The following is a 15172-nucleotide window of genomic DNA, read 5'->3' on the forward strand; positions in this document are numbered from 1 at the left end:
GGGGATCAGTGTTCGTGGTCGTCGTCGAAGTTGGCGACGCCGAGTTTCCAATAGCCGGTGACGTCGTAGTCGGCCTTGTCGAGCCCGAGGTCGTTCTTCAGCCAGCGACGCAGCGGTTTGATCTGCCCGGCTTCACCGGCGACCCAGGCGTAGAGCCGCTCGCCCGCCGGAACCTCGATCGTCTGTACCGCGCGGGCGAGCATGTCGGTGGTGCCCGGCGCGGCGGCACCCCGGTGCAGCCAGTGCACTTCGACGTCCTCGGGCGCGGACAGCTCGATCTCCTCGGCCGCGCCCGCGACCTCGATGAACGCCCAGCCCGCGGCGGTGCGCGGCAGTTCCTCCAGCCAGCGCGCGATCGCGGGCAGGGCGGTGAGGTCACCGGCGAGCAGGTAGCGGTCGTAGTTGTGCGGCACGATCAGCCCGCCGGGCGGACCCGCGACGTGCACCGGCGTACCCGGCGTGACGGCCTTGGCCCACTCGGCGCCGAGCCCGCCGTCGTGCAGCGCGACGTCGAGGTCGAGTTCTCCGGAGGCCGGGTCGTAGCGGCGGACCGTGTACTCACGCGTCGTCGGGAACGGCTTCGGCCAGCGCAGCATGTCGCCGTTCGGCTCCGGCAGCCTCGGCTCCGGGTCGAACTCCGGGAAGATCAGCTTCACGTGCTCGTCGGGCGAATGCGCCTCGAACCCGGCCGTGCCGGGTCCGCCGAGGGTCACGCGAACCAGTCCGGAGCCGATCATCGCGGTGCGGACGACTTCGGCCGTCCGCACGCGGATCGGGTAGCCCACCTTCTCAGCGTGCTCGCCCACGCGGACCTCGGCGATGCGTTCGAGGTGCCGGTGGCGGTGGTCGGCGCGGCTCACGCGGGGCTCCCGGTGAGAACCCGGGTCCAGTGACCGAGGGTCGGCTGTTCGGCGAGGTCGGCGAACTCCAGGGTGTCGGCTCCCTCGGTGCGCCACTGCTCGACCAGGCCCATGATCCGCATCGAGTCGAGGCCGAGGTCGGTGAGATCGGTGTCCGGCGTCAGCTCGGCCGCGTCGCAGCCGAGCAGTTCGGCGACGTCGGCGTGGATCTTCGCGGTGGTCAGGCTCATTACCGTGCTCCGGCGTGGATCGGGGCCAGCGCGCCGAGCGCGGCGGCCGTGGTGGTCAGTGCGCCGCAGCGCTGGGCGACGTATTCGCAGGCCTGGTCGTGGCGTTCGCGGGAGAAGTCCGCCACCGCGTCACCGACGAGGAACGGCTGGATGTCGCGCATGAACGCCTCGACCGCGGTGGCCTGGCAGCCGATATGCGCGTAGACGCCGGTGATCAGCAGCTGATCGCGACCCGCTTCGGCGAGCTGTTCGGTGAACGTGCTGCGCTGGAACGCGCTGTAGCGCCACTTCGTCAGGACGGTGTCACCCGGTTTCGGGGCGAGTTCGGGCACCACGTCCGCGGCCGCGGGGTCGTCCTCGATGACCGCGCCGATGCCGTCGCCCCAGAACTCGGTGAGCAGACCGCGGTCCTCGGCGGCCTGGTGACCGGGCTGCGCGGTGTAGAACACCGGAACGCCCGCGGCACGGGCGGCCTCGGCCAGCGCGGCGATGTTCGCGACCATCTCCGGGACCGGGGCTCCCTCGTACGGCGCGAGGAAATACCGCTGCGCGTCGTGCACCAGCAGCGCGGCGCGGGCGGGGTCGGGTTTCCAGCCGACCCGTCCGGCGGGCAGTTCGGCTTCCGTCGGCAGGGCGTACGGCTGGATCTTGGGCAGTGACACGTTCACTTCTCCTTCGCCAGGGCGGCCAGCGCCGCCCGCAGCTCACGTTTGCTGGTCTTGCCGACCCCGGTCACCGGGAACTCCGGCACCACCTGGACCAGATCGGGCACCTTGAACGCCGCCACTCCGCGTTCGCGCACGAACCGGCGCAGTTCCGCGGCGCCGGGTTCGGCACCGGCAGCGGGGATGACGTAGGCGCAGGTGCGTTCGCCCAGGTACGGATCCGGCACCGCGACGACGGCGGCGTCGAGCACGCCGGGATGGGCCATCAGGTGGTTCTCGACCTCTTCCGCGGCCACCTTCTCGCCACCGCGGTTGATCTGTTCCTTGGCCCTGCCGACGACTTCGAGGTGTCCCGACGGGTGCTGCCGCACGAGATCACCGGTGCGGTAGAAGCCGTCCTCGGTGAACGCGGTCTTGTTGTGCTCGGCGGCGCGGTAGTAGCCGCGGATCGTGTACGGGCCGCGCGTCAGCAACGCGCCGATCTCGCCCGGCGCGACGACGTCGTCCGAAGTGGACAGTGGATCGTCCGGGTTCACGACGCGGATCTCGTCGTCCGGCGAGATCGGCCGTCCCTGCGTGGCGAGGACGTACTCGTCCGGATCGTCCAGCCGCGTGTAGCAGACCAGCCCTTCGGCCATGCCGAACACCTGTTGCAGACGACAGCCCAGTGCGGGCCCGATCTTCTCCGCCAGCTCGCGCGCGCATTTGGCGCCGCCGACCAGCAGGACGTCCAAAGAGGACAGATCGCGGGTGGTCCGCGCGGCCGCCTGCGCCCACGCGGCGGCCAGCGGCGGCACGAGCCCGGTGATCGTCACGCCCTCGGCCTCGATCAGCCGGAACGCGGTGTCGGCGTCGGGACGCGGCGCGAACACCGTGGCCGCGCCCGCGTGCAGGGCCCCGAGCAGACCGGGCGAGCTGAGCGGGAAGTTGTGCGCCACCGGCAACGCGGCCAGGTACACGCTTTCCGGGCGCAGGCCGCAGATCCGGGCGCTTTCCCGCACGCTGTAGAGGTAGTCGTCGTGCGTGCGCGGAATCAGCTTGGGCAGGCCGGTGCTACCACCGGACAACTGAAGGAACGCGACCCCGGCGGGATCCGGATCCGGCAGAGCGCGCGGAGTCGCCGCTTCGAGCACGGCGAACTCCTCCGTGCCGACGACGAAGACGTTGCGCACCGACGGGATCTCGGCCGCGACCGCGCGCGCCATGGCCGCGTGGTCGAACCGTTCGTGTTCGCCGACGGTCAGGATCGCCGCGGCCTCGCTCTGTTCGGCGAAATGCCGCAGTTCGCTCGCCCGGTGCGCGGGGAGCGCGAACACCGGCAGCGCGCCCGCCCGCCACAGTCCGAAAACGACGGACGCGAACTCCGGAACGTTCGGCAGTTGCACGACGACCCGGTCTCCCGCCTGGATCCCGGCCCCGGCGAACCCGGCGGCGAGCCGGTGTGCCCGCTCGTCGAGTTCGGCGAACGTCCAGCGGGCGGTCTCGCCGATCACGGCCGGACGCTCGGCGTACGCCTCGGCAAGGCTGGTCAGCAGCTTGCCGAAGGTCTGTCCGCGCCAATATCCCGAAGCCCGGTACCGCGCGGCGGTTTCGGGCGGCCAGTGCACGTGATCCGCGTTCACGCCACTCCCTCCAGGCCGAGCGCGCGCAGCATGGTGCCGAACTTCGCGCCGGTCTCGGCGAGTTCGGCTTCCGGATCGGAACCCGCCACCACACCCGCGCCGGCGAACAGCCGCACGGTGCGGTCGCGGACCTCGGCGCAGCGGATGGTGACGACCCATTCGCCGTCACCGTCCTGGTCGGTCCAGCCGACGAGACCCGCGTAATAGCCCCGATCCTCGGGTTCGAGCGCGGCGATGGTGTCGCGGGCGAGCGCTGTCGGCACACCGCAGACGGCGGGTGTCGGATGCAGTGCTTCCGCCAGCCCGAGCGCGGACGAACCGGCGTCGCCCGGGTCCGCGAGCCGTCCGCTGATCCTGGTGGAGAGGTGCCACATCGTGGGCGTGCCGATCACCTCGGGTTCGGCGGGGACGTCGAGGTCGACACAGAACCGGCCCAGCACCTCGGCCACCTGAGCCGCGACGTGGGCGTGTTCGGCACGGTCCTTTTCGGACGCCAGCAGATCGCTGATCCGGCGGGCGTTTTCGGCGTCGTCGGCCACTCGCGGCCGCGATCCGGCCAGCGGGTTGGCCGTCACGATCCGGCCGCGGCGGGAGACCAGCAGTTCCGGGCTCGCGCCGATCAGGGTGCGCGGCGCGGGATCACCCGGCGCGCTGACGTCGACGGCGAAGGCATGGGCGGCCGGGTCCGCGTGGACGAGGCGGGCCAGCAACCGCGGCACGGCGACGGAGTCTCCGCCGGTGACGTCGAGGCAGCGGGCCAGCACGATCTTGCGCAGGTCACCGTCGCGGATCTCGTCCAGCGCCCTGGCGACGGCAGTGGTGTAGACCTCCGGCGCCGGCCGCGGCGTGACCGACCAGTTCCCGCCGAGCGGTGCCACCGGACCACTCTTCTTCGGTGGTCCGGCCCTGCGGACCACCGCGGGCACCACCAGGCTGCTCGGCGCGTCGGGCCGGAACCCGATCGCCCCGGCCACCACCGGTTCGTCCACTCCCGCCACCAAAGCGGCGTCGAGGATCTCGGCGGCGGCACGGGCACGTTTGCCCGGCGCGGCATGGACCGGCGAGTACACCCCGTCGGCGAGAAGCGATCCTCGAGCGGACGAGTAGTAGAACGATCCGGGCAGGTACGCCGCCAGCAGATCTGCCGCCTGGTGGACCGGCCTTGGTCGGGCCGGTGCAGGTGAGGACACGACTGGATTCCCTTTCGCGAATACTACTGACCAGGTCGGCACCCTGTGGTGCCGCGATGCCGTATGCCGGCGCGGAACGCAAGCCCCCGGACGCGCCTTTTCGGTTAGCCTAACCTAATCGTACGGACCCGAAAAGTCTTCGTTGCGTCATCGAGATCACCCGCGGAGCGTGGCGCCGCCGTCGACGTAGAGATTCTGCATCGTGATGTGCCGCGCTCGATCGGAGGCCAAAAACAGGACAGCGTCGGCGATATCGGCGGGTTCGGCTATCCGGCCCAGTGGTATGCCGACACGGTATTGCTCCGGATTTCCCGCGATGACACGGTCCGCGCCGTTCTCGTCCGTCCACAGTAGACGTTGCATCTCGGTGTCGGTCGAGCCCGGCGAGACGATGTTGCAGCGGATGCCGGAACCGGCGAGTTCGAGGCCGAGGCACCGCGTCAGCATCGTCGCCGCGGCCTTCGAGGCGGCGTACGCGGCCATCCCGGCGCGTGGGACACCCGCCGCGTTCGACCCGACCGTCACGAGAACACCGCTCCGGCGAGGCATCATCCGCCGGGAGATCTCGCGTAGGACGGTGAAGACTCCGGTGGAGTTGACCGCGAACGTCGCTGCCCAGTCCTCGTCGCTCGTCTCGCAGACCGACCCCGGCTTCAGCACGCCCGCGACGGACGCCCCGATCCCGATCGGCCCGAGTTCGCGTTCGACCTCGTCGACCACCCGCGCGACGGCCGCGGGATCCCCGACGTCCGCGACGAACGAGGTCACCCCGTCCCGGGAAGGCCCTTCGATCAGATCCACCGCCGCCACGATCGCGCCCGCTCCGACGAGCCCGTCCACGACGGCCGCCCCGATCCCGCGCGCGCCTCCGGTGACGAGCGCGACCTTGCCCTCGATCCCTTCCACGCCACAACCCCCGTTTCCCTATGCTTAGCCTTGCCTAAGCTAGCGGGCGGATCCGGACAAAGCGAGGGACCGACACCGGTGATCCGTGACACTTCCGCCTGGCCGGGACCCGGTAAAAATGCAGTGGTGCGTGCCACTTGTGTCTGCGTTCCGGTCCTGGTTGGTGCAGTCCGTGAAGGCCTCCTTCCCTACCCTGAAGGTAGGGAAGGAGGCCCTCGCTACCCGTGGTCGCCGGGGCGTACCGGCTGCGCGTGAAGGACTCCTCACCGGTACACAAAGGGCGCCGGTACCGACCACCTCACACTCACGACCCACGCGCAGCTAACCGGGCAAAGGACAGGACAGCGGACCGCGCGTGGTTCCTTCGCCCCGCAAGGTGATCTGCGCGCTTCCGCCGAGCGCGTCCCTGGCCGTGCACACGATCTGGTCGACGGCCATCGCCGACAGCCTGGTGACGCCGATCGAGAGGGTCACCGTGACCCCGTTGGGCCCGGCGCTCTGGTCGAGAACCGCGGTGCCGGGCGGGACTTCGGTGGTGTAGTCCCGTTCCCGCTCGCTCTCGTCCGGTCCGGCGGCGAGCAGATCGATGGGGCTCGCGGGCGGCCGTTCCTCGGCGAGTGGGCGCAGCACCCGGACCGGCTGCCCGCCGGACAGGAAGTAGAGCACCGCGCCGTTGGCGGGCCCCGTCGGCGCGGGCGCTCCGGCGATCACGGCACTGGGCCGGACACCACAGCCCGCGACCACCGACGCGATCAGGAGCAGTGCGAACACGATCCGCTTCATTCCGTCACCACCCGGCGAGGCAGGCGCAGGGTGAACACCGCGCCGCCGTCGACGCTGTTGGCCGCGCTCAGGGTGCCGCCGTGCAGACGGGCGTTCTCCCAGGCGATCGCGAGACCGAGTCCGCTGCCGCCGGAGCGCGCCCTGGCCGAATCGGCTTTGTAGAACCGGTCGAACACGTGCGGCAGCACCTCGGGCGCCAGCCCCGGCCCGCGATCCGTGACTTCCAGCGTGATCCACTCCCCCGCTTCGGAAAGTCTCAGTGAGACCGGCTTTTCCCCGTGCCGCAACGCGTTGCCGATCAGGTTCGCCACGATGACGTCCATCCGCCGCGGATCCAGCCCGGCGAAGATCCCGGCGGGCAGGTCTCCTTCCACCTCGCCTGCCCAGCCGCGGATGCGCAGGCTCGCCGCGACCACCTCGGCGACGTCGACCTCCTCCGGTGCGAGGGCCGCGGCCCCGGCGTCGAACCGGGAGACCTCGATGAGGTCGTTCACCAGCCGGGTCAGGTTGTGCGTCTCGTCGATGCTCATCCGCGCCGCACGTCCGGCGTCCCCCGGCAGCCGCGACGCCTCCTGTTCCAGCACGTCCGCGACCGCGGTCATCGCGGCCAGCGGGGTGCGCAGTTCGTGCGAGACGTCCGCGACGAACCGCCGCGCGTCGGCTTCCATCCGCCGCAGCTCGCCGACATGCCGTTCCAGCGATTCGGCCGTCTCGTTGAAAGTCCGCGCCACGCCTGCCAGTTCGTCCGAACCGCGGACACTGATGCGGGCCCGCAGATCGCCGGCGCCCAGCCGTTGCGCCGCGTCGCCCAGTTCCCGCACCGGTCGCAGGACGCCACGCGCGGCCAGCAGTGCCAGTCCGATGGCGAAAACGAGCGCCACCCCGCCGATCAGCCAGGCCCGGGTGGCGAGTTCGTCGATGCTCTGTTCCTCGGGAACCATGCTGCGGGCGATGTAGGCTTCGATCCCCGAGGCCCGCTCCTGTCCCCCGGGCAGCAGCACGGTGAACCTGGTGCCCACCACCAACATCGGCTTGCCCGCGGCGTCGACCCGTTGCCAGGCCACGTTTCCTCCCTGGACCCGGGCACGGAGTTCGGGCGAGATCAGCGCCCGCATCTGCTCGTTCCCGCTCGACTTGTCCGCGTACAGCACCAAGGAACTCAAGTCACGGGCGGACAGTTCGCCGCTGATCCGGCTCAGCGTCCCGTCACCCGGCGGCAGCGGGCCGAGCGGATACAGCGCGGTGGCCTTGTCGACCAGGACACGGGCGGTGGCGTCCTGTGCCTGCTGGAGGATCACGGTGCGGGACTGGACGTAGCCGAACCCGGCGACCGTCGCCGCCGTGATCACGACCAGCAGGCTGAACGCCGTCAGCAGCCGTGTCCGCAGACCCCAAAGCTTCACAGTGGCCCGAAGCGGTAGCCGAACCCGCGGACCGTCTGCACGTACACCGGAGCGGACGAGTCGTCCTCGATCTTCGCGCGCAGCCGCTGCACACAGGCGTCGACGACCCGCGAGTCGCCGAAGTAGCCGTGCTCCCACACACTTTCCAGCAGGTATTGGCGGCTGAGCACCCGGCCCGGCACCTGGGTCAGTTCCAGCAGCAGCCGCAGCTCGGTCGGAGCGAGCGCGACGGGCTCGCCGCCTTTGGTCACCGTGAGCGCGGCACGATCGATGCCGAGGTCGCCGTGGTGCTCGATCCCGGACGGCGCGGGCGCCACGTGCGACGGCTGCCCGCTGCGGCGCAGCACCGCGCGGATCCGCGCCTCCAGCACCTGTGCCCTGGCGGGTTTGACCACGTAGTCGTCCGCGCCGGCGGCGAGCCCGGCCACCACGTCGATGTCCTCGTTGCGCGCGGTGAGCATGATGATCGGCAGGTCACCCGCGGCCCGGATCCGGCGGCAGACCTCGAATCCGTCCAGTCCGGGCAGCATCAGGTCCAGTACGACGATGTCCGGCGGCCGCGACGCGAGCCGCGCGAGGCCCTCCTCGCCGGTGGCCACCGCGTCGACCGCGTGGCCGCGGCCGCCCAGCGCCATGCACAGCCCGTCACGCACGGCTTGGTCGTCCTCGATGAGCAGCACCCTGGGCATGCCGACGACTATCGCAGCGCCGGACGTGATCCGCTCGTCCATGACACGCCATGGTGCCCATCCTGTTTCCACGCAGCGTCCGCGGAATGTCTTCGTTCTGTCACGGCCTGCTCCGTGCGGAACGGTGACATTTTCGTCGGCGTCCGCGCACTTCACCGCGATCGGCCTCGGACAAGCGGCGTCGACTGTGGACGGCATGAAAGAACTCGTGCTCGCGGCCATCACCCGCGTCCTCGCGGTGCTGCTGCTGATCCCGGCGTGGCTGCGGTCCCCCGGCCACGCCCGGCGGCTCGCCTGCGGCTGGGCGCTGTCGCTGCGGTTCCCCGCCGAGAACCTCGCCGGGCTCACCGGCGGCACCCTCGACGCGTTCACCGCCGCCAGGACCGAGGCGTTCTGGCGGCACGGCACGCTGCTCGGCGTCACCTCGGGACATCGTGACGCCGCCGAGCAGCATCGCCTGTTCCTCGCCGAGGCCGGGCGCAAGCGGGTCCTGCCGCCGAAGGATTCCGCGCACGTCCGAGGTACCGCGCTGGACGTCCGGCCGCGCGAAGGCGCGCAGTGGCTGGAGGACCACGGTGCCCGCTTCGCGCTCTACCGGATCTACGACAACGAATGGTGGCATTTCGAGTACCGTCCCGGCGAAGCCCCGCCCGTGCGGCTGCCGCATCCGGGCTGGCGGGCGGGTGTCACCCGGTGACGGTGATCCGCGGGGCCAGCGCCGCCAGGAAGTCGGCCGCGTCGAAGACCTCCCCGGCCGAGACGACCCCGGTCGCCTTGGTCCGCCCGTCGAGCACCCGCTGGACCGCCTCCACCACCAGCGGTGCCGTGATCGCGTAGATGTCCTGGCCCCGCACGGCGATCCGCCGTTCCGCGGCACCGGAGCGCACGACGACGTCGACCAGGAACTCCTGCGAGGACGGGCCGTTCGCTCCCAGCGTGGGCGTCTCGGGTGTCACCACCTCACGAGCCGCGTTCACGGTCATGTACGTGGTCACCTCCGGGATGGCGAGGTGGCTCGGGACGGTGACGACGTCGGCCATCGTGAACTCACCGAGCACGGCGCGGGTCCCGAACGGCGCGGGGAAGTCCCAGTCCAGTTCCGGCAGCGCGTCGTCGCGGTACTCGATCCGGCCACCGGAGAACCGGATCCGCTGACCGCCTCGCCGTTCCCGCGACACCTTGCCCGCCGCGCGGGTCCCTTCGGTCGGGTGCCAGCTGCTCAGCGCGTAGGCGATATGCGCTTCGTCGGCGGACTTCCAGTCGCCCATCGCGGCCGTGACCATCAGGTCGCCGAGACCGCCGAAGAACGCCATCGCCGGGATCACCGTCGCTCCCACGGCACGGTCGCCGAAATGCGCGAAGGTGTCCATGTTCGCTTCGAGTTCCGCCGCCACGTCCAGATACGGGACACCTGCCCGCAACGCCGCTTCGATCACCGGAGCGGCGGTGTCGACGAAGGGCCCGGCTGCGTTGATCACCGCGTCGGCGCCCTTGAACGCGCGGTCGAGCGAAGCCGCGTCGTCGACCGATGCCTGCCGGATGTCGAGATCGGACCAGGGCAGACCGCGCAGTTTGGCCTCGTCACGCCCCACCGCCAGCACGCCGAAACCGCGCTCGCGCAACTCCTCCACCACGAAGCGCCCGGTGTGCCCGTAAGCCCCGAACACCGCGACGTCGTACGTACCCATCAGGGGTTCTCCTGTCCTCGACTGATCCACTGTGGACATCCTGTCGGCGGATCCCGTCCGCCGACAGTGTCCGGAACGCCATCATGCGTACACTTTCGGACATGAGCACGGTCGCCCTCGCCGCCACTGACGGCATGCTGCAGTTCGAGCTGGCCATCGCCCACGAAGTCTTCGGCACGGGCCTGCCAGGATTCGCCAGCTCCTGGTACGAACTCAGCGTCTGCGGATCGAAACCGGTGAAGGTCGGCCGCTTCCTCCTCGAACCGGACCACGGGCTCGGCCATCTCGCGCGCGCCGACACGGTCATCGTTCCCGGCTGGGCCGACATCGACGTCGATCCGCCCGCAGACCTCATCGATGCCGTACGGGCCGCCCACGAAGCGGGCGCACGGGTGGCGTCCCTCTGCACGGGCGCGTTCGTGCTGGCGGCCGCGGGTCTGCTCGACGGCCGCCGCGCCACGACGCATTGGGCGCACACCGACGTCCTCGCCGCCCGCCATCCCTTGGTGGAGGTCGATCCGGACGTCCTCTACGTCGACAACGGCAGCGTGCTCACCTCGGCGGGCAAGGCCGCCGCGATGGACCTGTGCCTGCATCTCGTCCGCTCCGACCACGGTTCGGCGGTCGCGAATACCGTGGCCCGCCGCCTGGTCGTCCCGCCGCACCGCGCGGGCGGGCAGGCCCAGTTCGTCACCGCCCCGGTGCCCGAGCAGGACGACCATCCGCTCGGCGGCCTGCTCCCCTGGATCACCGAACGGCTGGACCGGCCGCTGACCGTCGAGGATCTCGCCCGCCACGCCAACATGAGTTCGCGCAATCTGGCCAGGCATTTCCGGTCGGCGACCGGGACGACCCCGTTGCGCTGGCTGCTGAACCAGCGCATCCGCCGCGCGCAGGAACTCCTGGAGCGCACCGACGACAGCGTCGACCTGATCGCGGAGGCCACCGGGATGGGCACCGCCGCGACACTCCGACGGCATTTCAACCGGACGGTCGGCGTGCCGCCCGACAGCTACCGCCGCACCTTCCGCGCGGCTAACGCAGTCGCGCCGGCGTGAAGGTGACCGGTTCCGATCCCGCGATGCCGTCGATGGCACCGAGGGCGAGCAGATCTTCGGGGCGTGGCTTGAGTTCGCCGGCGAGGGCGGGGATCTCTTCAGGGTCCCGTTTGAGGATCCCGGCAGCCAGTTCCGGGGCGATCACGGTGAAGCAGGCGTCCGGGGTGAGCCAGATCCGGTCCGTCGAACAGAAGGCGAGCGCACCGCCCGAACCGCCCTCACCGATCACCAAGGTCGTAATGGGCACGTTCGCCGCCGCGATCGTGCCGAACAGTTCGGCGATGGCGTTCCCGGCCCCGGCCGTCTCCGCGACCGGATCGGCGGCCGCGCCGGGGGTGTCGACGAGCGTCAGCACCGGAAGCCCCAGCCGGTCGGCGAGCCGGATCAACCGCGTCGCGGTCCGGAAGCCGTCGGGTGTGGTCGCGGTCCCGGTCTGCGCAGCGAAGGCGAACGGCCGCCCGCCACGGCTCCCGATCCCGCAGAGGACGCCACTGTCGACGCCACCCCGGAGGTGGACGCGGGTGGCGAAGTGGTCGTCGAGATAGGCGCCCGCGCGTGGCCGATCCACCGATCGCGCCCGCTGGACGGCGTGCCAGCCGTCCCGTGCGGGATCGAGCTCGCCGAGCGCGCGCGGCAGCTCCGCCGGACGGTCCCCGGAAGCACCGGTCAAGAGGCCGAGCCAGACCTCCAGCCGATCGGCGAGCGCGTCTTCGGTCACCAGTTCGTCGACATACCCTGCCGCGTACTGGTTTTCCGCCGTATACGCGAGATCGTCGGCGTACCGCTCCGGCCGCACCCGGCGGCCCGCGAAGCCCACCTGAGCGCCGCGAACGGCGAGCACGACATCGGCGTCGGCACCGAGGGACGCCCACACCCCGCCGGTGGTGGGATGCCGCGCGACAGCGATGTGCGGCATCCCCTCTTCGCGCAGCAGCGCCAAACCGCGCGCGATTCGTTGCAGCTGCCGCAGGGCGGGCACGCCTTCCTGCATCCGGGTCCCGCCCGTGGACAACAGCGAGACGACGGGCAGACGGTGCGAGCGGGCCTCGTCGAGCGCCCGCTCGATGAGCGCACCGGTCCCGGTCCCGACCGAACCACCGAGGAACCCGAACTCGAAGCGGATCTTCACGACCTCGTGGCCGCCGATCTTCGCGCGTTCGCAGACGACCGCTTCGTCCGTGCCCGTGCGTTCCCTCGCACGTGCCAGGGAGGCTCCGTAACCGTTCCAGCCGAGTGGGTCAGCCATGGAGAGCCCGCTTGAGGACCTTGCCCATCTCGTTGCGGGGCAACGCTTCCAGGTAGTGCACGACGCGCGGCCGTTTGTGCGGTGACAGTAGTCCGGCGACGTGGTCGGCGAGTTCGCCCGCCGACGGCTTGACCTCGGCGGGGACGATCCAGGCCACGATGCGCTCGCCGAGGTCGTCGTCCGGTTCCCCGGTGACGGCCGCTTCGGCCACCCCGGGATGTTCCAGGAGCGCGTTCTCGATCTCGCCCGCGCCGATCTTGTAACCGCCGCTCTTGATCAGGTCGGTGGCGCGGCGGCCCACGATCCGCACGTAACCGTCCGGATCGCGCATCGCCATGTCGCCGGTCTTGAACCAGCCGTCGTGCAACGCGGCTTCCGTGGCGTCCGGCCGGTTCAGGTAGCCGAGGAACAGGTTCGGGCCGCGGACCTCGATCTCGCCGACGGTCTCGCCGGTGAGCGGTTCGCCGGAGTCGCCGACGAGCCTCAGCTCGACACCGGGCACCGGCGGGCCGACCGCACCGGGCCGCCGGTCCCCCGCGGCGCGGACACCGCAGTTCATCAGCGTCTCGGTCATTCCATACCGTTCGACGACCCGCTGGCCGGTCGCGGCGGTGATGCGCTGGTGATCGGTCGCGGGCAACGCCGCGGAACCCGAGACGAGCAGCCGCGCCGCACCCACTCCGGCGGCCAGCGCGGGATCGGCCTCGCAGTCGGCCGCGAGCCGGTGGTACATCGTCGGGACGCCGAAGAGCATCGTGCCCGCGCCGGCGAGTTCCTTCGCGGCCGCTTCACTGGTGAACCGGCCGAGGTGGTGCAGCGAACCGCCCCGTCGCAAGGGGCCGACCACCCCCAGGATCAGGCCGTGCACATGGAACAACGGAAGGGCGTGCACGAGGACGTCGGCGTCGGTCCAGTCCCAGATCTCCGCGAGCGCGTCGAGATTCGACGCCACCGCCCGGCGCGGGAGCAGGACACCCTTCGGCGGCCCGGTGGTCCCGGAGGTGTAGATGACGAATGCCGGGGCCTCCGGGTCCGGTTCGTCACCCTGCCACGGCGTGCCAGAGAGGTCCAGCTCGATCGGAACCCGTTGCAGCGCCTCGAGTTCCGGCGGCAGCACGGCATCCGGCGCGGCCAGCACGAGATCCGGCGCGGCCAGCACGAGATCCGGCGCGCTGTCGGCGACGATATGCGCCAGTTCGCGTGATCCGGCCTTCGGATTGACCGGCACCACCGGGACCCCGGCGGTCAGCGCGGCGACGATCGCGACACAGGTCCGCAGCGTCGGTGTCGCCCACACCGCGACGCGCGTGCGACCGGCCAGCGCGGCGGCGATCGGACCCGCGACGGACGCGAGTTCGCCGTAGGTCAGGGATTCGGCCCCGAACCGCAGGGCGACGCGGTCATTCTTTCCGGCGATCAGCATGGATCTCCTCCTCAGCCCCAGTTGGGCACGACGAACACGAGCCAGGCGATCAGCGGCACGACGGCCACCACGAGCGCCCCGTAGACCAGCAGTTGTTTGAAGAACTTGTCCCGGTCGACGTCCTTCGCGTTGGCGAGGACCAGCGCGCCGTTGGTGGAGAACGGACTGACGTCCACCATCGTCGCCGAGACCGCGAGGGCGGCGATCATGCCGACCGGCCCGATCGTGCCCTGCGCCAGGAACGGGACGGCGAGCGGGATGAGCGCGCCCATCAACCCCACCGACGACGCGAAGGCCGAGACGACGCCGCCGATGTAACACAGCAAAAGCGCCGCGAGCAGCGGGATCCCCACGGTGGTGACCGCGTTGCCGACGTAGTCGATGGTGCCGATCTCCTTCAGCACGGCCACATATGTCAGCACGCCACAGATCAGCAGCACGGTCGGCCAGGTGATCTCGGAGACGGCGGACCGGCTGGTCTTGGGCCACACGACACTCAGCAGCACGGCGACGGTGATGGCGGTCAGACCCGGATCGAGGTCGAACACCAGAGTGCCGACCACGAGCGCGATCAGGCCGGTCAGCGTCACGATCTTGGGGCCGTCCAAGGGAATGCGCTGTTCGTGCGGCAGCGGTTCCTCGTCGGCCTCCGCACCGGCGGCGCCCGCCGTCACCAGCTCGCGGCGCCTCAGCTTGGTCCCGCCGAGGACGACGAACAGGACGCCCGCGATGGCGAGGTTCATGCCGAGGCTCGCGAAGAACAGCACCACGGGGCTGCCCGCGATGTTGTTGCGCTCGACGATCCCGTTGACGATCGAACCGTAGACGCTGATCGGCGAGAACCCGCCGCCCTGCGCGCCGTGCACCACCATCGCGCCCATGAGCAGCGGGCTGATCTTGTACCGGGCGGCGAAACCGAGGGCGATCGGCGCGACGGTCGCGCAGGCCGCCGGGCTCACCGCGCCGATCGCGGTCAGCGCGCCGGTGACCACGAACATCACCCACGGGATCAGCGCGATCCGGCCGCCGACCAGCCGGACGGCCGCCGCCACCAGCCAGTCGGTGGTGCCGTTGGCCCTGGCGATGGCGAACAGGTAGGTGACCCCCACCAGCACCACGAAGATGTCGCCGGGGAATCCGGCGAAGATGCCGTCGGTGTCCAGGCCACCGGCGAGGGTGCCGACGAGGAAAGCGCCGGCGAAGGCGAGCGCCCCCATGTTGATCGAACGGGTCGTGGCGAGGGCGAAGATCACCACGAGGACGAGAATCGAGATCAGCTGGGCGGACATGACCGTCCTCCTTGACGGCGGGAGCCCCTTGGCGAGTGGCCGAGTGGACTAGTGGCTGAGCCACTTTCCCTGTGACGGCGACCACCTGTCAACCCATGAATGGTAAATTGGCTCAGCCAC

15 protein-coding genes are annotated in these 15172 nt (G+C 70.7%); 2 read left to right on the top strand and 13 right to left on the bottom strand.

The window, feature by feature from the left end:
• Positions 1 to 5 precede the first annotated feature (5 nt).
• The 9 genes from DMH03_RS24810 to DMH03_RS24850 all read right to left on the bottom strand — a co-directional run bounded on the left by DMH03_RS24810 (position 6) and on the right by DMH03_RS24850 (position 8390).
• Positions 6 to 860, bottom strand: coding sequence for a siderophore-interacting protein (locus DMH03_RS24810; RefSeq protein WP_125794393.1), 855 nt, complete (start codon positions 858 to 860; stop codon positions 6 to 8).
• Entirely contained in the window at positions 857 to 1090 is a 234-nt protein-coding gene (locus DMH03_RS24815; RefSeq protein ID WP_125794394.1) for a phosphopantetheine-binding protein, read from the bottom strand. The genes DMH03_RS24810 and DMH03_RS24815 overlap by 4 nt, the downstream gene beginning before the upstream one ends.
• The gene (locus tag DMH03_RS24820; RefSeq protein ID WP_125794395.1) at positions 1090 to 1758 is read right to left on the bottom strand and encodes an isochorismatase family protein; all 669 of its coding nucleotides are present in this window, start codon (positions 1756 to 1758) and stop codon (positions 1090 to 1092) included. The genes DMH03_RS24815 and DMH03_RS24820 overlap by 1 nt, the downstream gene beginning before the upstream one ends.
• The gene (locus DMH03_RS24825; protein WP_125794396.1) at positions 1755 to 3377 is read right to left on the bottom strand and encodes a (2,3-dihydroxybenzoyl)adenylate synthase; all 1623 of its coding nucleotides are present in this window, start codon (positions 3375 to 3377) and stop codon (positions 1755 to 1757) included. The genes DMH03_RS24820 and DMH03_RS24825 overlap by 4 nt, the downstream gene beginning before the upstream one ends.
• On the bottom strand, positions 3374 to 4567 hold the full coding sequence (locus tag DMH03_RS24830; RefSeq protein WP_125794397.1) for an isochorismate synthase: 1194 nt from the start codon (positions 4565 to 4567) through the stop codon (positions 3374 to 3376). The genes DMH03_RS24825 and DMH03_RS24830 overlap by 4 nt, the downstream gene beginning before the upstream one ends.
• A gap of 156 nt (positions 4568 to 4723) precedes the next feature.
• Entirely contained in the window at positions 4724 to 5473 is a 750-nt protein-coding gene (dhbA, locus tag DMH03_RS24835; protein ID WP_125794398.1) for a 2,3-dihydro-2,3-dihydroxybenzoate dehydrogenase, read from the bottom strand.
• A 321-nt stretch (positions 5474 to 5794) separates the two neighbouring features.
• Positions 5795 to 6256 (bottom strand): GerMN domain-containing protein, encoded by a 462-nt coding sequence (locus DMH03_RS24840; protein ID WP_125794399.1) that lies wholly within the window; start codon positions 6254 to 6256, stop codon positions 5795 to 5797.
• Positions 6253 to 7659 carry an ATP-binding protein gene (locus DMH03_RS24845; RefSeq protein WP_125794400.1) on the bottom strand — a complete coding sequence of 469 codons (1407 nt, stop codon included), beginning with the start codon at positions 7657 to 7659 and terminating at the stop codon, positions 6253 to 6255. Before DMH03_RS24845 ends, DMH03_RS24840 begins: the two co-directional genes overlap by 4 nt.
• Positions 7656 to 8390, bottom strand: coding sequence for a response regulator transcription factor (locus DMH03_RS24850; protein WP_125794401.1), 735 nt, complete (start codon positions 8388 to 8390; stop codon positions 7656 to 7658). The genes DMH03_RS24845 and DMH03_RS24850 overlap by 4 nt, the downstream gene beginning before the upstream one ends.
• A 154-nt stretch (positions 8391 to 8544) precedes the next feature.
• Here DMH03_RS24850 and DMH03_RS24855 point away from each other — a divergent pair, with 154 nt between their 5' ends.
• A complete protein-coding gene (locus DMH03_RS24855) occupies positions 8545 to 9045 on the top strand; it encodes a D-alanyl-D-alanine carboxypeptidase (RefSeq protein ID WP_125794636.1) in 501 nt (166 codons plus the stop codon).
• On the opposite strand, the gene DMH03_RS24860 is transcribed toward DMH03_RS24855, so the two are convergent.
• On the bottom strand, positions 9035 to 10036 hold the full coding sequence (locus tag DMH03_RS24860; protein WP_125794402.1) for a trans-acting enoyl reductase family protein: 1002 nt from the start codon (positions 10034 to 10036) through the stop codon (positions 9035 to 9037). The genes DMH03_RS24855 and DMH03_RS24860 overlap by 11 nt on opposite strands.
• 101 nt (positions 10037 to 10137) lie before the next feature.
• On the opposite strand from DMH03_RS24860, the gene DMH03_RS24865 reads away from it, so the two are divergent.
• Positions 10138 to 11094: a helix-turn-helix domain-containing protein gene (locus DMH03_RS24865; protein WP_199749004.1), complete on the top strand. Its 957-nt coding sequence runs from the start codon at positions 10138 to 10140 to the stop codon at positions 11092 to 11094.
• Here the strand turns inward: DMH03_RS24865 and DMH03_RS24870 are convergent.
• Genes DMH03_RS24870 through DMH03_RS24880 form a run of 3 tightly spaced genes read right to left on the bottom strand, consistent with a single transcriptional unit; the run spans position 11072 to position 15052 of the window.
• Positions 11072 to 12340, bottom strand: coding sequence for a carboxyl transferase domain-containing protein (locus DMH03_RS24870; RefSeq protein ID WP_125794403.1), 1269 nt, complete (start codon positions 12338 to 12340; stop codon positions 11072 to 11074). The two genes, DMH03_RS24865 and DMH03_RS24870, sit on opposite strands and share 23 nt — an antisense overlap.
• Positions 12333 to 13763 carry an acyl-CoA synthetase gene (locus DMH03_RS24875; protein ID WP_125794404.1) on the bottom strand — a complete coding sequence of 477 codons (1431 nt, stop codon included), beginning with the start codon at positions 13761 to 13763 and terminating at the stop codon, positions 12333 to 12335. Before DMH03_RS24875 ends, DMH03_RS24870 begins: the two co-directional genes overlap by 8 nt.
• 11 nt (positions 13764 to 13774) lie before the next feature.
• Positions 13775 to 15052 (bottom strand): SLC13 family permease, encoded by a 1278-nt coding sequence (locus DMH03_RS24880; protein ID WP_125794405.1) that lies wholly within the window; start codon positions 15050 to 15052, stop codon positions 13775 to 13777.
• Positions 15053 to 15172: the final 120 nt, after the last annotated feature.

The organism is Amycolatopsis sp. WAC 01376, assembly GCF_003947415.1.
Lineage (GTDB): Bacteria > Actinomycetota > Actinomycetes > Mycobacteriales > Pseudonocardiaceae > Amycolatopsis.